The following is a 16,080-nucleotide window of genomic DNA, read 5'->3' as shown; positions in this document are numbered from 1 at the left end:
ATTCCGAACACGGAAGTTAAGCCCACCAGCGTACCGTGAAGTACTGGAGTGAGCGATCCTCTGGGAACCACGGGTCGCCGCCTGCCCATTCATTCGGGAGAATACTCCCACTCGGCCCACGGACATTACGTCCGTGGGCTTTTTTACTGTATAGCGAGCGGTCGCGCCGCTCACACGCGACCGCGACAGTAATCGACACGCACAGACGCGTGTCTATCACGAACGCAACACGCACAGACGCACGTCCGTCACGAACGGTAATGATCTGAGAGTCCGTCAACCGTATTTATATTCAAACTGAGACAATCCGGACGATGGGAACCGGAGCGGTGCTCCTCTCGCCGGGACTCATATCAGTACTAATAGCTTCATGCGTAAGTTTATCACTTTTCTCGCTGAAGCCAAGGTGTAATGGAGGAATCGAACAACACGGTGCGGCTGTACTGCGACGATCGGCCGTCGGTCCACGACGGGGGATCCGCAGACCGCGTTGTGTCCGTGTTGTTCGGTACTGACGTCGAGGCGTGGCGGGGCGGGTGGGAACGAACGGCGGCCGGGCCACCGACCCGCGAGGCGATCGTGGACGTGAACGACATTGTTCGGAGCGGAGCGACCGCGTCGACGCAGGTGATGCCCAATAGCGGACTCGCGCACACGGTACTCGGCCGGGCGACGGAACGCGAGCGGGTGTTCGACGCCGTCGACGAGCACGTCGACGGTGCGCCGTCGGGGACGGTCGACGTGCTCGTCGACGACCTCGCAGCGGTGGCCGCGCGGAACGGCATCAACTCGGCGGTCGCGTTCGTGGAGCGCCTCGTCGAACGCTTTCGAGGCCGGGCGAGCCGAATCACGATCGGGTGTTCTTTCGAAGGGCCTGCTGAGCTGCTCTCACGGGTCGAGGCCAACGTGGATGCCGTCGTCGGTGTTGAGCCGAGCGCGGCGAGCGCGGTCGAGCGGTTGTCACGCGACGACCCCACGACATTCGGGTACGTCCGTCGCCACTGGGCCGAAGCCAAGCGCGGCATCGAGGCGTGCGACCGAAACTACCCGCAGTCGAAGCAGGTCCACGCCGCGCTGACGAATCCGGAAACGACGCCGCGGACGCTGGGGGCGGCACTGTCGGGGCTCGTCACTCTCGGCGCGCTAGAGACGTGGGGAGACACGGTCGGATCGACTCGGTACGACCTCACCGCTTATCGGCCCGAGCGGACGTGGGCCGTGGGCGTGGCGCTCGCGGCGGGCGTCCCGGACGAATAGTGCGAAGCGTTCGTCGGGGCTCGTCAACCGTCGAGCTCGGCCCGATCGTCGGATTCCGCGATCGGCGTGAGGTCGGCCTCGATGACCGTTCCGTCCGGCTCAAGCGTGACGCTCCCGAGCGGGGCGGTCTCACCGGTGTCGTACCCGGCGGCGACGGCCTCCAGCGTCGGGCGTTGTTCGAGCCGCTCCCACACGGCGTCCGCGACGAGCGACTGGAACGTTTCCGGGTCGGTCCATCCGGAGTCGATGTCGGAGGGGACGCCGACGACGACGCGGAGCTCCGTTTCCGTCACTCGAATCCCGACGCCGAACGTGTCCGCACACATGCCGCCACGTTCGAATCGGGGGGTAAAATCACCGTCGGCGTCGTCGATCGGTCGGCGTCGAACAGGATCAGCTCCCGGTCGGGCCGCCGGCTCTCGAAACCGGTAAGCGCCGGCCACTCGAACGGTCGCGACGTTCGATGAGTTCGAAGCCCGCGGTGCCACCGAAGGCGGGACTGGCAGCGGCGGTCGTCGCCGTCAGCGCCGGTGCGATCCTCGTCCGGCTGAGCGACGCGCCGAGCTCGGTCGCCGCGTTTTACCGGGTGCTGTTCACGACGCTGCCGCTGGCCGCGATCGGTGCGTGGCGGTACCGCGGAGAGTTCGCCCGGATCCGCGCGCGCGACCTCGGCTTTGCGGTGCTCTCCGGGGTGGCGCTCGCGGTCCACTTCGCCGCGTGGTTCGAAAGTCTCCGGTGGACGAGCGTCGCCGCGAGCGTGACGCTCGTTCAGGCGCAGCCGGTGTTCGTCGCGGCCGGCGCGTGGCTGTTGCTGCGCGAGCGCGTCACGCGTCGGATGGCCGCGGGCATCGCGGTCGCCGTCGCCGGGATGGCGTCGATGTCGCTTGGCGACTTCCTCGGGGGCGTCGCGATCGGTCCCCGTCCGTTGTACGGCAACGCCCTGGCGCTGACGGGCGCCGTCTCGGCTGCGGGATACGTGTTGGCCGGACGGTCGCTCCGGCAGCGCATCTCGTTGATCCCCTACGTCACCGTCGTGTACGGCGTCTGCGTGTTCGTGTTGCTCGGCTTCGTCCTCGCCGCCGGACACCCCCTGACCGGCTATCCGGCCAAGGAGTGGCTCCTCTTCGTCGGGCTCGCCGTCGGCCCCGGGCTGCTCGGTCACACGGTGCTCAACTGGGCGCTCGCGCACCTCGAATCGAGCGTCGTCTCCGTCTCGCTGCTCGGCGAGCCGGTCGGTGCGACGCTGCTCGCGTTCGCGTTACTGTCCGAGACGCCGACGCCGGCGACGGTCGTCGGCGGGTGTGTCGTCCTCGGGGGAATCTACGTCACCGCGAGCGCGGACGGGGCGTAGCGTTTTCAACACCGATATTTTGGGGTAAACGTTGAAACCTTTTGACTGGTTGATTTTGGTATGGACCGGCGAACGGTCGTCGCGTTTGTGGGCGACAACGCGCGCGCCAGCGAACGCGTCACCCGCGCGGTCGACACCGCTTGGAAGGGCCTCGACGGACCGGCGGTTCGAGCGTTTGCCCCGACCGACTTAGACGGAGAACGCGACGGCGGAGACCCGCTGAACGGCACCTGCGGTATCGTCGTCACCGCCGCGGCGGCGGCCGACGGCGCGGTAGCGGACCGGCTCGCGGCGCTGCCGTCGAACGTTCCGGTGATCGCGCTCGTCGAGGACGCGACGACCGAGACGATCCGCACGCTTCTGGCGGCCGGTGTCGACGATGTGATTGGCGTCGACGACTGGACGGTGTCCCCCGACAAGAGCGATGCCATCCGACCGCTCACTGATCGCCTCGCGGAGCTGTTGGAGCCAGATCGCGTCCAGCTGGGGAGCGACGACGTCGGTCGGCTCTCCGAGGTGTTGCTCGACGCCGGAACGACGCTGATGAGCACGCGCACTGACGAGGTCGGAACGAAGATCGAGTGGACGATGGAGAACGTCGGCGAACACGCCGAGCTCGATCGGATCGTCTGCTACCGAGAGGACGACGGGCAGTTCTCGCCCGCTTACAGCTGGTGCCCCGACGGGTTCGACCCCGCACCGAGACAGTTCGACGACTTTCCCGAGGCCGAACAGCTGTCGACGTTCGGGAACGTCGCGCGCGGGGCGGCACCGCCGAGCGGTCTCGACGACGGGAGTGCCGACGCGCCTACGACCGGACCGCCGGCCACCGTTCACGTACCGCTCGTCGTCGACTGGGAGCTGAGCGGGATCGTCGCGTTCGAGTCCGACGCCCACCGCACCTGGACGGACGAGGAAGTCGACCTGTACCGTACCCTCGGCGACTTGGTCGCGCACACGATCGCGCGGAACGACCGCCGGGCGGCGCTCCGCCGGCAGGCGGAACAGCTCGAACAGTTCAGCGCGGTCGTCTCCCACGACCTCAGGAACCCGCTGAACGTGCTCTCGGGGTACCTGTCGCTCTCCGAGGACGAGCTGATGCCGTCGCGGTACGAGGCCATGAGCGGCGCGGTCGACCGCATGGAGACGCTGATCGACGACCTGCTCATGCTCGCGCGGCGCGGCGAGGCGATCGGCGAGACGGAGTCCGTCCCGATCGAAGCCGTCGCGGAAGACGCGTGGGCGTCCGTCCGCTCGCCGGACGCGACGCTCACCATCGCGGACGAGGTGGGACGCGTCGAGGCCGACCCCGGACGGCTCCGGCAGGCGCTCGAGAACCTCTTCCGGAACGCGGTCGATCACGGCGGTCGGGACGTGGCGATAGAGATCGGCTCGCTCACCACGGAGGACGGGTGCCGCGGGATGTACGTCGCGGACGACGGCCCGGGGATACCGGTCGACCTGGCCGACTCGGTCTTCGACTCGGGCGTGTCGTCGGCCGACAGCTCGGGGATCGGGCTGGCGATCGTCGACCGGATCGTGGAGGCCCACGAGTGGGAAATCGAGGCGCGCAACGACGACGGCGCCGTCTTCGAGCTCACCTTCGGCGCGAGCGCGAAGCGGGTCGCGTCGGCGTAAGGAGTCGAGTCGCGATCCCCGGCGGCTCCGCGACGCGGTCAGGCTTCGGAGAACCGGTCGACGGTGCGTCGATGGCGGTCGCGGAACATTCCTTCGAACCCAATCTTCGCCGCGGGGCCAGCGAGGTCGCCGAGCGGGCCGAGCGGTAGTCGGTACGCGACCGTGTCGACGAGCAGGGTCTCGTCGCCGTCGGCGTAGAACGCGTGGGTGTGTTCCCAGCGCCGGAACGGGCCGCCCTCCATCTCGTCGACGAACCGCGCGGAGCGCTCGGGCGTCGTCGTCCCGTCGGGGTCGCGCTCGACGATCCGCGACGTCCACCGCTGTCGCGGCCCCGCCCCGAGCGGGCGCATCGACATCTCTATCTCCGAACCGGCGACGAGGACCTCGGGGTCGGGCGACCCGTTGGGTCCCGCGACGCCGTCGATGTGGAGCCGCATCCAGTCCGGCGTGAGCTCTCGCAGTCCGTCGACCGTGGAGTGAAACGCCCACACGTCTTCGATCGGGGCCGGCACCCGAGTCGTCCGCCTGTACGTCGGCATACCCCGGATACGAGTCGGGCGGACAAAAAGCCGTCCAAGCCGGTCCGGGACCGAAACCCGCATGCCCGCGCGCATCGTGAATAGTGACGATGGAACGCGGGGCGATCGATGTCGGCGATCTGGCTGGACCGTTCGACCTTCAGGCCACCCTCGAGAGCGGGCAGAGCTACCTCTGGAACCGCGCCGACGGGGAGACGTACGCCGAGCTCCACGCCCACGGCGGGGACGCGTGGTACGAGACCGTCGTCGATCCGGTCCCCGGGGTGACCGACGAGCGCGTCGCCGTCCGGGTCCGACAGGAGGGCGGCGTCCACGATGGCACGCTCCACTGGGAGGCGTCGACCGACGCCGACCCGCTGTTGACGCACCTGCTCCGGCTGGACGACGACCTCGACGCGATCTTAGACGCGACGCCGGACCTCCCGCTCTTAGAGCGAGCGTACGACGCCTACGAGGGGATGCGGCTAACGCGCGATCCCGTGTTCCCCTGTCTCGTCTCGTTCATTTGCTCGGCGCAGATGCGGGTCGCGCGGATCCACGGGATGCAGCGTCGGCTCCGGGAGACGTACGGTGACGAGGTCCGGCTCGGCGGGGAGACGTACCGGGCGTTCCCGACGCCCGAGCAGTTGGCCGCGCGCACCGAGGACGAGCTCCGCGACCTCTCCTTGGGCTACCGCGCGCCGTACGTCCAGCGGACCGCGGAGATGGTCGCGAGCGGCGAGGCCGACCCCCTCGACGCGGCCGACCTCCCATACGAGGAGGCCCGGGAGTCGCTCACGCGGTTCGTCGGCGTCGGCGACAAGGTCGCCGACTGCGTGCTGCTGTTCTCGCTGGGGTTCCTCGAGGCTGTGCCCTTGGATACCTGGATCCGCACGACCGTCGAGGAGTACTACCCCGACTGCGACCGTGGGAGCTACGCCGCGACCTCCCGCGCGATCCGGGAGCAGTTCGGCGGCGAGTTCGCCGGCTACGCGCAGACGTACGTGTTTTACCACCTCCGCGCCGGGGGCGAGTGACCGCCGGGACCCCCGCGAGTCGGTCGCGGCCGAACTTTGATACTCGCTCGTGTGAAACATTCTCACGTGATGGACTGTCGAGTCGACGTCGAGGCCGCGGTCCCGGTGTACGACGTGGAGACCGCCGACGAAGCGGTCCGGATCGCGATCTCGAAGACCGGCGAGATGCTCAACCCGGACCTCAACTACGTCGAGATCGACACCGGAACGCGGACGTCGCCGAGCGGCGAGCAGCTCGACCCCGCATTCGTCGCGGCCGACGAGGCGCTCGTCGCTCTGGAGCTCCGGATGGACGTGTTCAACGTCGACCGGGGCGAGCACGCCAGCCGCGTCGCGCGCAAGGAGATCGGCAAGCGGCTTCAGAACATCCCGCTGAAGGTGCTCTCCGTCACCGAGATCGATCCCGACGAGAGCGACCGCGCCGGTGACGCCTCCGCCGCCAGCGAAGACTCCGCGTCGAGAAGCGACGAGTAGCGAGGCCGTTCGGCCCGGGACGCGAATCGCGCCGAGCGCTACCGTTGGAAGTGTATCGACGGATGAAGGACGGCCGCTGCGCTCTCGGCGTTCGGTGCGGTCGGCGAGGAGTGACGCGCGATAGCGGTCTCAGTCGGCCGTCGGGGCCAGCGGCTCCGATTCGGACGACTCCATCGGCTCGGTGATTCCTTCGGTCAGCTTGAAAACGGCCGCTTTGTGGTCGGTCTTCGACTTGTGAATCGATGTCGGTTTGACCCCCAGTTCCTCATAGGCTTCGAGATCAACGTCGTCGTCCCAGAACTCGCACTGTTTTCGTACCTCCGCGAGGAGACCGTGAAGATGGATGAGCTCCTGCTTCTTCATGAGTACCAGTCCTTTGCTACCGGAGGTTTATATTATTATCTTGAGTAACGTTACCACACTATCCGCGTATTTCGCGAGTAGCGGGACCGAGAAGTCGTTTCTCGATAGATCGTTCAGGATCGTTTTCGCGCGCAGACGGTTACGCGGAGATCGATCACCGTTGACGACGGCCTCCTCTCTGCGGTCAGCGTACACGGGCGAAAAAGTCGTCCGGCGGGGCGGTGGCCGCGGCGCTTCCCGTGGTCACTGGAACTGCTTGACCGCCTCGAGATCGCGTTCCGTTCGCATGAACTCGGTCAGACGTCGCGTCGCGTGACACGCCGGGCAGCTGAAGTTCGACCGCAGATCCTGTAGGTCGGCGGGATTGTCCTGCCACTCCTTGCCGCACTCCGGACAGACGAGTCTGACGAACGCGTCAACCATGTCACCCTGTACAGCCGGCCCCGTTAAAAACGTAGGTGGCGATCGGAGGCGGCCGGGGAAGCGATTCCGACTCCGGTCAGTGACGGCACCTCAGGCGCTCATGGACGCGCTCGCGTCGAGCAGCTCCTTGTACCGGTTCCGGATGGTGACTTCCGAGACGTCGGCGACGCCGGAGACTTCGCTCTGGGTCACCTTCTCGTTGGACAGCAGCGCCGCGGCGTAGACGGCGGCGGCGGCGAGTCCCACCGGGGACTTGCCGCTCGTGATCCCCTCGCTCGCGGCGTCGTCGAGCAGCTCGCGGGCGCGGCGTTCGGTCTCCTCGGAGAGGTCGAGCCGAGAGGCGAAGCGCGGGACGTAGCTCGTCGGGTCGGCGGGCTGGACGCGAAGCCCCAACTCCCGGATGACGTAGCGGTACGTCCGGGTCAGCTCCATCTTCTCGACGCGGGACACCGCGGTGAACTCGTCGAGGCTCCGGGGGTTCCCGACCTGTCGGGCGGCGGCGTACAGCGAGGCCGTCGCGACGCCCTCGATGGAGCGCCCCGGCAGGAGGTTCTCGCTCAGCGCGCGGCGGTAGATGACGGATGCGGTCTCGCGGACGTTGTCCGGGAGGCCGAGCGCGCTGGCCATGCGGTCGATCTCGCCGAGGGCCTGCTTCAGGTTGCGCTCCTTGGAGTCGCGGGTGCGGAACCGCTCGTTCCAGGTGCGCAGCCGCTGCATGCGGCGCCGCTGGCGGCCGGACAGCGACTTGCCGTAGGCGTCTTTGTCCTGCCAGCCGATGTTCGTCGAGAGCCCCTTGTCGTGCATCATGTTCGTTGTCGGGGCCCCGACCCGCGACTTGCTGTCGCGCTCGCCCGAGTTGAACGCGCGCCACTCCGGTCCGCGGTCGACGGAGTCTTCCTCGACGACGAGCCCGCAGTCCTCACAGACGGTCTCCCCGTGCTCCGTGTCGGTCGCGAGCCGCCCGTCGCACTCGGGGCAGGTCGTGGTCCGCTCGGTCTCCGTGCGGGAGGACTCCTCGCTCGTCGACTCCGCTTCGCTCCGGCTCTGTGATCGCTCTCGTTCCGTCTCTGCGGCGCTGTAGGTGCGTGTCTCTGTCATTGGCTTCCCCCGACGACTCTCGACGAAAAATACGAGGCCGGCGTCGTCAGTTATTAACGTATAGTAATCGACATACATATATAAAGATGTCGCTTTCAACGAGCAGATCTGAGCACTAAAAAGCTGCTAGACCCGCCAGAACTGCTCTGACGGCGGTCTGAACGAATCCGGCGCTCTCGTCATGAGCAGTGGTTCCCGCTCGTCGAGGGGATATATACCTTTCTTCCAGGGGACCGAGTCTGGGGAGAGCGGTGTTACGCGGGCTCGGAGTCACCGAGAAAGCGCAGCGAGGCGACGGGCGACGCGAGCACACGGTCGCGGTCGTTCCCAAATTGTCGACTGAGCGGCGACGCTACCTGGTCACAGGAGCGGTAACCGACCCGATCGACTCCACCGTCGCGCGCACCTCGTCGCCCGGCTCGATCGCCGCCGCGCCGGGCGTCCCGGTACTGAACAGGTCGCCGGGCGCGAGCGTCGCCACTTCCGAGTGGAACGACACGATCTCGGCGGGCGAGAACAGCATGTTCCGCACCTCGTTCGCGGCCGCGACCTCGCCGTTCACGCGCGTCGTTACCGTCGCGTCAGCGAGGTCGGCCGACCCGTCGGGAACCGCGATCGCCGAACCGACGACGAGGAACGTGTCGTAGCTCTTCGCCCGCGTGAGGAACCGCGGGTTTCGACGGAGCACGTCTTCGGCGGTCATGTCGATCACCGGCAGGTACCCCGCGACGACGTCGTCGGCCTCCTCGACCGCGACGGACCGACACTCGCGACCCATCACGACGGCCAGTTCCGCCTCCGCGGTCACGCGCTCGCTCTGTTCGGTCGGGGGGAGTCGAATCGGGCCGCCGGGACCGGTGAGCGCCGACGCCGGCTTCATGAAGCTCGCCGGCTCCTCGGGGCGCCGCTCGTCGAGGTCGCCGGCGTGGTCGGCGTAGTTGAGCCCGATCCCCCACAGTTTTCCGAACCGCTCCAGCGGCGGCCCGAAGGCGAGGTCCGACCCCGGGACGCGGTCGGCCGGAGCGTCGTCGACTTCCGGGAGATCGCCCGCGGCGGCCGCGCCGAGCGCGTCGCGCACCGTCGACGCCTCCGGGAGGGCTGCCCCCAGCGGCACGAAGCCGTCGTCGTCGCCGAGTAGCGGTCGCCCCGTCGCCGTGCGCGCGAGATACTTCATCCGATGAGTCCTCCGGTCACGCTCCGATCACTCCTCGCGGTCGGTCCAGAAGTCGAATGAGCGTCCGGGCGCGAACACGTCGAGCCCGACCGCCCGCTCGCCGCCGGTGTTCTCGACGCGGTGCGGCTCGTTCGCCTCCAAGAGGACGGAGTCGTTCGGCCCCAGCGTCACCTCGTCTTCGTCGGTGACAACGGTCAGCTCTCCCTCGAGGCAGAGGCACACCTGCTCGTTCTCGTGGTCGTGGAGCGGCGAGGAGTGGCCCGGCGGCTTCTCGAACCACTCGAACGAGAAGCGGTCGCTGCCCGCCATCGACACGCGCCGCCACCCCTCCTCGGGCTCGTACGTCGCCGCCTCGTCGAACGCGACCGCCCTCATAAGTTCGACCCGGTCGCGCCCCCGTCTATCGGCAGCGCGGTGCCGTTGATGAACCCGGACTTCGGCGAGGAGAGGAACGCGACGGTGTCGCCGAGCTCCATCGGGTCGCCGATGCGTTCGAGCGGGTTGCCGGCCCACTCCGCGAGCCCCTCCTCGTAGGAGTCGTACTCGCCGCGGTCGACGGCGTCGTTCACGAGCTCTCGGATCCGGGAGGTCTCGTGCGGCCCGGGTAGCACGGCGTTCGCCCGGATCTCCGGCGCGAACTCCTTCGAGAGCGTCTTTTCCAACCCGATGACGCTCATCCGGACCGAGTTGGACAACACGAGGCTGTCGAGCGCCTCCTTCACGCTCCGCGAGGTGATGTTCACGATGGTGCCGCCGTCGCCCTCGCGCAGGTGCGGCTCGGCCTCCCGCGCGAGCCGGACGACGCTCATCACGAGCAGCTCGTACGCCGCCGCCCAGTCCTCGTCGTCCGTCTCGAGGAACGCGCCCGACGGCGGGCCGCCGGCGCTCGTGACGAGGTGGCCGAGGCCGCCGAACTCGTCGACCGTCGTCTCGACGAGCGTCGTGACGTCGTCCGGCTCGGTGAGATCGCCGGGCTGGGCGACGACCTCCCCCGTCGCGACCGCCTCGACCTCGGCCTTCGCCTCGGCCAGTCGGTCCTCGTCGCGGCCGTTGATCACCACGTCGACGCCCTCCCGGGCGAGCGCCTTCGCCGATGCCTTCCCGAGCCCGCTCGATGACGCCGTGACGAGCGCCGCGTTCCCCGCTATCTCGAGGTCCATGTGCCCAGCGTACACGGTTCGCACCGAAAACGTTTCCCTGGAGGCAAGGGGCCCGGCGTCCTGCCTCCGCGCCCCGCGACGCGCGCGATGACCGGCCGGTCGGCCGGTCAAGCCTCGTCGAACGTCGCCGTCCCGTCGTCGAAGCCGAGTGTCCCCCGCCCGACGACCGTCGCGTCCGCGGGGAGGTCGGGGACGACCGCCGTCGACGCCCACAGCTCGTCGAGCTCCTGCGTGTTGCGGATCCAGAGGACACGGACCTCATCGGGGTCGTCGCTCCCGAGCGCGGCGAGCGCGGTCCGGAGCGCGAACTCGTCGTCGGGGGCGACGACCGGGAGCTTCCCCTTCGTGAGCGACCCGCTCGTGAGGACGTTCGCGTACGTCTTCGCCGCGTCCAGCTGTTCGACCGCCGCGGCCCGCGTGAGGTCCGCCAGCCCGATCCCGGTGCCGTTCCCGTGGGTCGCGTCCGTGAGCCCGCGGACGTAGATCAGCTTCACCTCGGGCGTCTCCGGGTCCGGCGCGTTCAGCACCCGGTAGCGTCCGACGACGTTCGTGTCCATCCCGGCGCCGGAGATCTCCTTGCCGATCTCGTCGACGACGAGTAGGTCGACGTCGTCGACCGGGAGCGTCGGCATCTCCGCGTTCGCCCGCTCCAACAGCGCGGGCTCCCGGTCGAGGAGCGCGTCGCCGGGGACACCCTCGACGACGCAGAGCCGTTCGTCGGCGTTCTCGACGAGCGCGATCCCGCCCGCCAGCCCCGCGGCCGCCGCGACGGGGTCTAACGCCGCGGTGAGCGCCTCGACGTACCCCTCGCGTATCGCCGTCGAGTGGAACGCCTTCGCGCCGCGCTGTTTCCCCAGCCCGACGACGGCCATCTTCGTCAGCCCGCTCTCTATCGGTCCGGTGAAGTTCGTGTGGGCCTTCACGCGGTTGACGACGATCGTCGCGTCCGCCTCCAGCGCCGCCGCAGCCACGTGGACCGTCAGTTCGCCGTCGCCGACCGCGACAGTCTCCACCGGGCTCGTCGCCATCCGGGCGTCGATCGGCGCGCCGACGCCCTCCGCCGTGACGCCGAGCTCCGCGAGCACGTCCAGCTGGCCCGCCGGCGTCGCGCCCCCGTGGCTCCCCATCGCCGGCACGACGACGGGGTCGAAGCCGCGGTCGTCCAGCCCCGCCACGACGGCCGCGACGACCGAATCGTACGCGTGGATCCCGCGCGACCCCGCTCCGACAGCGACGGTCGCGCCTGGGGCCAGCCCGTCGAGGTCGAGCCGGTCCAGTTCGTCGCGCGCGACCGCCGCCGGGTCGTCGAGCGCGTCGCTGGCGGGCTCCCGGTGGACCCGCACGAACTCCGGCGTCGGGCGGGGGTTGATCAGCCCGTCGAGGGCCTCGCGGTCCGGAAACTCCATGCCGGGCGGGTGGCGCGCCCGGTACAAATACGTGCGCCCTAGGCGACGACGCTACCGACTCCGGCTCACCGGGAACGCGACGCGGTCCGGGTTGTCGTTGAAGCGGTCGAGGATCCGCTCGTACAACCGGTTCTTCACCCGCTGGCTGCGCCGCGGGTGCGTGAGGTACCGCACGCGCAGTTCCACCCACGACTCCTCCTGCCGGACGTTGACGCTCGGGCCGTCGTGGACCTCCAGCTCGACCGGCGTCTCCGCGAGCGCCTCGCGGTAGGCGGCGATGCCGTCGGTCATCTCCCGGCCGATCAGCTCGGTCGCCTCCTCGATCATCACCGTCCGCGCGAGCGTCAGGTCCGTCTCGTAGGCGACCTGTATCGACACCTCGTTCCAGACGTACGGGGACCCACCGCCCCCGAAGTTGACGACGTTCGACGAGAGCACGACGCTGTTCGGGACGGTGACTACTCGTCCGGAGGGCTGGTTCGTCGTCACCAGTTCGCCGTCGATCTCCCACAGCGTCGTCACGAGGAAGTCGACGCCGATCACGTCGCCCTTCGCGTCGTCGATCCGGACCCGGTCGCCGACGCCGAACGGCTGCTTGACCGCGATGTACACCCACGCGATCAGCGACAGGAGCGGCTGCTGGAGCGCGAAGGTGACCGCGAAGCCGATGACGCCGAGCGAGAAGAGGAGGCCGAGCCAGTTCTCTGTCGCCACCGCGAGCGTCGCCACAGTGCCGACGACGCCGAACGACAGCCGCAGCAGGTTCCGGACGTTGTGCGCCCGCCGTTTGCTGGCCGCCCGCGTCAGCACTCGGACCGCGAGCAGGTAGCTCCCGTACACCACTCCCGCGACGGCGACGATGAGGAGCGACCGGCCCACGACCGTCGCCGCGGGATACCCGCCGATCGGCGGCCACGCCGCGAGCGCGTCGGTCGTCCCGGCCACGGTGCCGGCGACTCCCGCCACGAGCCCGCCCGCGAGCGCGGCGAGTCCGAGTGGTCGTCTCACGCTCGTCGCTTGCGGCCGACCGGCAAAACGGCTGTGCCGTCGCGCGTTCGGCTCTCGCTCTCGCCGCGAAGCCTCACTGTTCGTCGACCGCGATGCGCGCAAGCGCTCCCGCCAGCACCTCGGTCGCGGCGGCGCAGTCGTCCCAGTCGGTCCACTCGCGCGGATTATGCGAGATCCCGTCCCGCGACGGGGCGAACAGCAGCGACGCGTCGGTGACGCCTGCGACCCGCATCGCGTCGTGAGCCGCGCCGGAGTGGAGGTCGATCGCCTCGCGCCCGGCCGCGTCGGCCGCGTCGTGCGCCGCCTCCCGGAGGCGTTCGCTCATCGGCGTCGGCGCGACGTCGAACGGGCGCTCGAACGCGGTCTCGACGCCCCGCTCGCGCTCCAGCCGCGCGAGCGAGTCGCGTGCGGACTCGACGATCGCCTCCATCGACGCGGCCTCGACGTCGCGGACGTCGACCGCGGCCTCGACCTGGCCGGGGACCACGTTCGTCGCGTTCGGCTCGACCGACAGTGACCCGACGGTGCCCACCGCCGAGGGCGACGAGGACGCCACGATGTCGTTCGCGGCGGCCTCGACGTCCAACACGAACTCGCTCGCGGCCGCGAGCGCGTCGGTCCGCTCGTCCATCGGGGTCGCGCCCGCGTGGTTCGCCTCGCCCGCGATCGTCGCCTCGCAGTGGGTGATCCCGGTGATCGTCGTCACGACGCCGGCCGCCGCCCCCGCCTCCTCCAGCGTCGTGTCCTGCTCGATGTGGAGTTCGTAGAACGCCGCCCACGACGCAGGGTCGAGCGTCGTCGGCTCGCCAGCCTCGTCGGTCGGCGTGGCGGCGTCGACCGCGCTCCCCCCGCGGTAGCCGATCCGGTCGAGTGCCTCGCCGAGCGTCTCGCCGTCCGCGTTCGACAGCGCGAGCGCCTCGTCGAGCGCCAACTCGCCGGTCGCGACCGACGACCCCAACAGCCCGTTGCCGAAGGTGCCGCCCTCCTCCTCGGTGAAGCTGACGACGCCGACCGGCCGGTCCGGCTCGACTCCCGCGTCGCGCATCGCGCGGATCCCCTCCAGCGCGGCGTACACCCCGAGCGGACCGTCGAAGATTCCGCCCTCCGGGACGCTGTCGAGGTGACTGCCCGAGACGACCGGGGCCGCCTCGGGGTCGGCGCTCGCCGGGGTCCACGTGCCGAGGACGTTCCCCACGGCGTCGACGGCGACATCCAGGCCGGCGTCTCGGAGCCGCTCGACCAGTCGGTCCCTGGCGCGGCGGTTCGCCTCGCTTCCGGGCTGATTCGTTCGCGCGTGCGCGTCCGGGTCGCCCGTCTCGACGCGGCCGAACGCCGCGTTCGCCTCGATATCCGCGCGGAGCCGGTCCGCGTCCACTGGGAGCGTCATACCTGAGCCGGGCGCTCCGCGATCAAAACGGTTCGGGCTCCGGCGGTCGCGTCGGTCCCGTCACTCGCCGCGTCGCGCGAGCCAGTAGCCGGCCGATCCCAGCCCGAGTCCGGCCGCGAACGCGCGGTTCCCCGCCCGCCCGTCGATCGACCGCCCGGCCGCCACGGCGAGCGCCGTCCACGCCAGCGCGATCCCGAGGCTTCGCCCGGGGCCGCCGCGAAACCGTCGACAGTCCGCGGTCGCCCGGGCATGACGGTAGAGGTAGCCGACCGAAAACCCGGTCGCGAACGGCGCCGCGGGAACCCCTTCGCCGCCGGCCCGCGACAGCGCGAGCAGGCCGAGGCCCCAGCAACACTCGACTGTGACGCCCACCACCCGCACGACGCCAGCCATGCGTCGGGTTCGCATTCGCCACGAATAGCCGTTTCGCCGGGGGCGCGCTCCGATCCCGAAGACACTTGACGTGCGGCGTCGTGGGGCCAGTCGACATGTCCCCGTTGCTCCTCCAAGGCGCGGCGGCCGGTATCGCTCTCCTGATCAGCCTCGGCTTCCTCGTCGTCCACCTCGCGATGATCGTGTGGACGTACTCGGACGCCCAGAGCCGCAGCGACCACCCGCCGATCCTGTGGGCGCTCGTCGTGTTCTTCGCGCCGCTGCTCGGGATCCTGCTGTACCTCATCATCGGTCGCGACTCCTACTGAGCCGCCGTCTCGCGCGCCGCCGTCACAGACCGTCGGGGCTGATCCGAGAAACCGGTCACACGCCCCTGAGGACGCTCGTCGCCCCGACGCTCTCGGCGACGACCCACGCGACGAACAGCCCGTACGCCGCCAGCAGCGCGTACGACTCGCGCGCGTCGAGCGCGAGGCTCGTCCGGAGCGTCACGAAGAGGAGGACGGTCGCGCCCGTCAACACCCCGAGCATCGGCACCGCCGTCGAGAAGTTGACGGCGACCTCGCCGACGATCAGCACGCCGAGCGGGATCGCGACGAGCAGGTCGAAGGTGTTCGACCCCAACACGTTCCCGAGGCTCGTCGCGCCGCGGTCCTCGCGCGCCGTCCGGACGCTCACGAGGGTGTCCGGCAGGCTCGTCGCGGCCGCCACGACGGTGACGCCGGCGAGGAACTCAGGGATACCAAAGGTGACGCCGAGCGACTCCACCGACGCGACGAGCCGCTCGACGGTGACGACGATGACCGCCAGCCCGCCCCCGAGCTTCGCCCACTCCCGGCGGACATCGACCCCGTCGCGCACGCGCTCGATCCCCGCATCATCGACGTCCTGGTACTGGATGAAGAGGTACAGGCCGTACAGCGCGAGCGGGATCACCGCGAGCGAGCGCGGCATCGTCCCGACGATCGGGTCCGTCGACACCGGGAAGTAGATGACCGCGAGCGCGAACGTCACGACCAGCGCGGAGACGGCGAGCATGTAGAACTGCGCCTCCTTGTACACGATCGCCCGGTTTGCCTCGAGCTCCTCGTCGCCTCCGAGCCCGGCGGCCGCGGGGATCACGAGGACGTTGAAGATGGCCGACCCGACGAGCGCGCCGACGCCCATGTCGAAGACGCCGGTGAGGGCGGTGACGAGGACGCTCACGAGCTCCGGGAAGCTCGAGCCGACCGCGACGACCAGCGACCCCTGAACCACCGCCGGGAGCCCGTAGTACCCCGACAGCGCCTCGGCTGCTTCCTCCAACCAGCCGCTCCCGATCCAGATGAAGGCCGTCGCCGCGGCGATCACGAGGATGTGGACGAGCGGCGAGTCGGGGAGGGCGCCCGTCACG

Annotated in this window: 19 protein-coding genes and 1 rRNA gene; 7 read left to right on the top strand and 13 right to left on the bottom strand. The window is 69.6% G+C overall.

Going from position 1 to position 16,080, the window contains the following annotated elements:
* Together rrf and ABNG04_RS17155 are read left to right on the top strand one after the other, a co-directional pair.
* Positions 1–86: ribosomal RNA gene (rrf, locus tag ABNG04_RS17160) — 5S ribosomal RNA — on the top strand; the annotation flags it as partial.
* 325 nt (positions 87–411) lie between these two features.
* Entirely contained in the window at positions 412–1,257 is an 846-nt protein-coding gene (locus tag ABNG04_RS17155) for a hypothetical protein (protein WP_371163581.1), read from the top strand.
* A gap of 23 nt (positions 1,258–1,280) precedes the next feature.
* Here ABNG04_RS17155 and ABNG04_RS17150 read toward each other — a convergent pair whose 3' ends face one another.
* Entirely contained in the window at positions 1,281–1,583 is a 303-nt protein-coding gene (locus tag ABNG04_RS17150) for a DUF8124 family protein (RefSeq protein WP_371163580.1), read from the bottom strand.
* Positions 1,584–1,720: 137 nt separating this feature from the next.
* On the opposite strand from ABNG04_RS17150, the gene ABNG04_RS17145 reads away from it, so the two are divergent.
* Together ABNG04_RS17145 and ABNG04_RS17140 are read left to right on the top strand one after the other, a co-directional pair.
* Positions 1,721–2,608: a DMT family transporter gene (locus ABNG04_RS17145; protein ID WP_371163579.1), complete on the top strand. Its 888-nt coding sequence runs from the start codon at positions 1,721–1,723 to the stop codon at positions 2,606–2,608.
* Between the two features lie 60 nt (positions 2,609–2,668).
* Entirely contained in the window at positions 2,669–4,246 is a 1,578-nt protein-coding gene (locus ABNG04_RS17140) for a sensor histidine kinase (RefSeq protein WP_371163578.1), read from the top strand.
* Positions 4,247–4,284: 38 nt separating this feature from the next.
* Here the strand turns inward: ABNG04_RS17140 and ABNG04_RS17135 are convergent, their stop codons facing one another.
* Positions 4,285–4,785 (bottom strand): SRPBCC family protein, encoded by a 501-nt coding sequence (locus ABNG04_RS17135; RefSeq protein ID WP_371163577.1) that lies wholly within the window; start codon positions 4,783–4,785, stop codon positions 4,285–4,287.
* An 89-nt stretch (positions 4,786–4,874) separates the two neighbouring features.
* Here ABNG04_RS17135 and ABNG04_RS17130 point away from each other — a divergent pair, with 89 nt between their 5' ends.
* A complete protein-coding gene (locus ABNG04_RS17130) occupies positions 4,875–5,801 on the top strand; it encodes a DNA-3-methyladenine glycosylase family protein (RefSeq protein ID WP_371163576.1) in 927 nt (308 codons plus the stop codon).
* Between the two features lie 69 nt (positions 5,802–5,870).
* Positions 5,871–6,275 (top strand): DUF555 domain-containing protein, encoded by a 405-nt coding sequence (locus ABNG04_RS17125; protein WP_371163585.1) that lies wholly within the window; start codon positions 5,871–5,873, stop codon positions 6,273–6,275.
* A gap of 129 nt (positions 6,276–6,404) precedes the next feature.
* Here ABNG04_RS17125 and ABNG04_RS17120 read toward each other — a convergent pair whose 3' ends face one another.
* The 10 genes from ABNG04_RS17120 to ABNG04_RS17075 form a co-directional block, all read right to left on the bottom strand.
* Positions 6,405–6,638, bottom strand: a complete 234-nt coding sequence (locus ABNG04_RS17120) for a UPF0058 family protein (RefSeq protein ID WP_004598519.1) — start codon at positions 6,636–6,638, stop codon at positions 6,405–6,407.
* Positions 6,639–6,881: 243 nt separating this feature from the next.
* A complete protein-coding gene (locus tag ABNG04_RS17115) occupies positions 6,882–7,061 on the bottom strand; it encodes a DUF7836 family putative zinc-binding protein (RefSeq protein ID WP_297886331.1) in 180 nt (59 codons plus the stop codon).
* Between the two features lie 90 nt (positions 7,062–7,151).
* Complete coding sequence (locus ABNG04_RS17110) at positions 7,152–8,159, bottom strand: transcription initiation factor IIB (RefSeq protein WP_371163575.1); 1,008 nt, start codon at positions 8,157–8,159, stop codon at positions 7,152–7,154.
* Between the two features lie 352 nt (positions 8,160–8,511).
* Positions 8,512–9,333 (bottom strand): fumarylacetoacetate hydrolase family protein, encoded by an 822-nt coding sequence (locus tag ABNG04_RS17105; protein ID WP_371163574.1) that lies wholly within the window; start codon positions 9,331–9,333, stop codon positions 8,512–8,514.
* Between the two features lie 27 nt (positions 9,334–9,360).
* Positions 9,361–9,708, bottom strand: coding sequence for a cupin domain-containing protein (locus ABNG04_RS17100; protein ID WP_371163573.1), 348 nt, complete (start codon positions 9,706–9,708; stop codon positions 9,361–9,363).
* Entirely contained in the window at positions 9,705–10,493 is a 789-nt protein-coding gene (locus tag ABNG04_RS17095; RefSeq protein ID WP_371163572.1) for an SDR family oxidoreductase, read from the bottom strand. The genes ABNG04_RS17100 and ABNG04_RS17095 overlap by 4 nt, the downstream gene beginning before the upstream one ends.
* 107 nt (positions 10,494–10,600) lie before the next feature.
* On the bottom strand, positions 10,601–11,899 hold the full coding sequence (locus tag ABNG04_RS17090; protein WP_371163571.1) for a nickel pincer cofactor-dependent isomerase, group 22: 1,299 nt from the start codon (positions 11,897–11,899) through the stop codon (positions 10,601–10,603).
* A 51-nt stretch (positions 11,900–11,950) separates the two neighbouring features.
* A complete protein-coding gene (locus ABNG04_RS17085; RefSeq protein ID WP_371163570.1) occupies positions 11,951–12,907 on the bottom strand; it encodes a mechanosensitive ion channel family protein in 957 nt (318 codons plus the stop codon).
* Between the two features lie 73 nt (positions 12,908–12,980).
* Positions 12,981–14,294, bottom strand: a complete 1,314-nt coding sequence (locus ABNG04_RS17080; RefSeq protein WP_371163569.1) for a Zn-dependent hydrolase — start codon at positions 14,292–14,294, stop codon at positions 12,981–12,983.
* A 60-nt stretch (positions 14,295–14,354) separates the two neighbouring features.
* Positions 14,355–14,687: a hypothetical protein gene (locus ABNG04_RS17075; protein WP_371163568.1), complete on the bottom strand. Its 333-nt coding sequence runs from the start codon at positions 14,685–14,687 to the stop codon at positions 14,355–14,357.
* Positions 14,688–14,782: 95 nt separating this feature from the next.
* On the opposite strand from ABNG04_RS17075, the gene ABNG04_RS17070 reads away from it, so the two are divergent.
* Complete coding sequence (locus tag ABNG04_RS17070; protein ID WP_371163567.1) at positions 14,783–14,995, top strand: PLDc N-terminal domain-containing protein; 213 nt, start codon at positions 14,783–14,785, stop codon at positions 14,993–14,995.
* Between the two features lie 55 nt (positions 14,996–15,050).
* Here the strand turns inward: ABNG04_RS17070 and ABNG04_RS17065 are convergent, their stop codons facing one another.
* Positions 15,051–16,079 carry a sodium:calcium antiporter gene (locus tag ABNG04_RS17065; RefSeq protein ID WP_371163566.1) on the bottom strand — a complete coding sequence of 343 codons (1,029 nt, stop codon included), beginning with the start codon at positions 16,077–16,079 and terminating at the stop codon, positions 15,051–15,053.
* Position 16,080 lies beyond the last annotated feature (1 nt).

Source organism: Halorubrum miltondacostae (genome assembly GCF_041379815.1).
GTDB classification, from domain to species: Archaea; Halobacteriota; Halobacteria; order Halobacteriales; family Haloferacaceae; genus Halorubrum; species Halorubrum miltondacostae.
This window is presented reverse-complemented; position numbering and strand designations above follow the sequence as displayed.

What these genes read in the sequence shown, in the direction of transcription:
- ABNG04_RS17155 (WP_371163581.1), top strand. Translation starts at nt 412, where the DNA reads ATGGAGGAATCGAACAACACGGTGCGGCTGTACTGCGACGATCGGCCG.
- ABNG04_RS17150 (WP_371163580.1), bottom strand. Translation starts at nt 1,583, where the DNA reads ATGTGTGCGGACACGTTCGGCGTCGGGATTCGAGTGACGGAAACGGAG.
- ABNG04_RS17145 (WP_371163579.1), top strand. Translation starts at nt 1,721, where the DNA reads ATGAGTTCGAAGCCCGCGGTGCCACCGAAGGCGGGACTGGCAGCGGCG.
- ABNG04_RS17140 (WP_371163578.1), top strand. Translation starts at nt 2,669, where the DNA reads ATGGACCGGCGAACGGTCGTCGCGTTTGTGGGCGACAACGCGCGCGCC.
- ABNG04_RS17135 (WP_371163577.1), bottom strand. Translation starts at nt 4,785, where the DNA reads ATGCCGACGTACAGGCGGACGACTCGGGTGCCGGCCCCGATCGAAGAC.
- ABNG04_RS17130 (WP_371163576.1), top strand. Translation starts at nt 4,875, where the DNA reads ATGGAACGCGGGGCGATCGATGTCGGCGATCTGGCTGGACCGTTCGAC.
- ABNG04_RS17125 (WP_371163585.1), top strand. Translation starts at nt 5,871, where the DNA reads ATGGACTGTCGAGTCGACGTCGAGGCCGCGGTCCCGGTGTACGACGTG.
- ABNG04_RS17120 (WP_004598519.1), bottom strand. Translation starts at nt 6,638, where the DNA reads ATGAAGAAGCAGGAGCTCATCCATCTTCACGGTCTCCTCGCGGAGGTA.
- ABNG04_RS17115 (WP_297886331.1), bottom strand. Translation starts at nt 7,061, where the DNA reads ATGGTTGACGCGTTCGTCAGACTCGTCTGTCCGGAGTGCGGCAAGGAG.
- ABNG04_RS17110 (WP_371163575.1), bottom strand. Translation starts at nt 8,159, where the DNA reads ATGACAGAGACACGCACCTACAGCGCCGCAGAGACGGAACGAGAGCGA.
- ABNG04_RS17105 (WP_371163574.1), bottom strand. Translation starts at nt 9,333, where the DNA reads ATGAAGTATCTCGCGCGCACGGCGACGGGGCGACCGCTACTCGGCGAC.
- ABNG04_RS17100 (WP_371163573.1), bottom strand. Translation starts at nt 9,708, where the DNA reads ATGAGGGCGGTCGCGTTCGACGAGGCGGCGACGTACGAGCCCGAGGAG.
- ABNG04_RS17095 (WP_371163572.1), bottom strand. Translation starts at nt 10,493, where the DNA reads ATGGACCTCGAGATAGCGGGGAACGCGGCGCTCGTCACGGCGTCATCG.
- ABNG04_RS17090 (WP_371163571.1), bottom strand. Translation starts at nt 11,899, where the DNA reads ATGGAGTTTCCGGACCGCGAGGCCCTCGACGGGCTGATCAACCCCCGC.
- ABNG04_RS17080 (WP_371163569.1), bottom strand. Translation starts at nt 14,294, where the DNA reads ATGACGCTCCCAGTGGACGCGGACCGGCTCCGCGCGGATATCGAGGCG.
- ABNG04_RS17075 (WP_371163568.1), bottom strand. Translation starts at nt 14,687, where the DNA reads ATGGCTGGCGTCGTGCGGGTGGTGGGCGTCACAGTCGAGTGTTGCTGG.
- ABNG04_RS17070 (WP_371163567.1), top strand. Translation starts at nt 14,783, where the DNA reads ATGTCCCCGTTGCTCCTCCAAGGCGCGGCGGCCGGTATCGCTCTCCTG.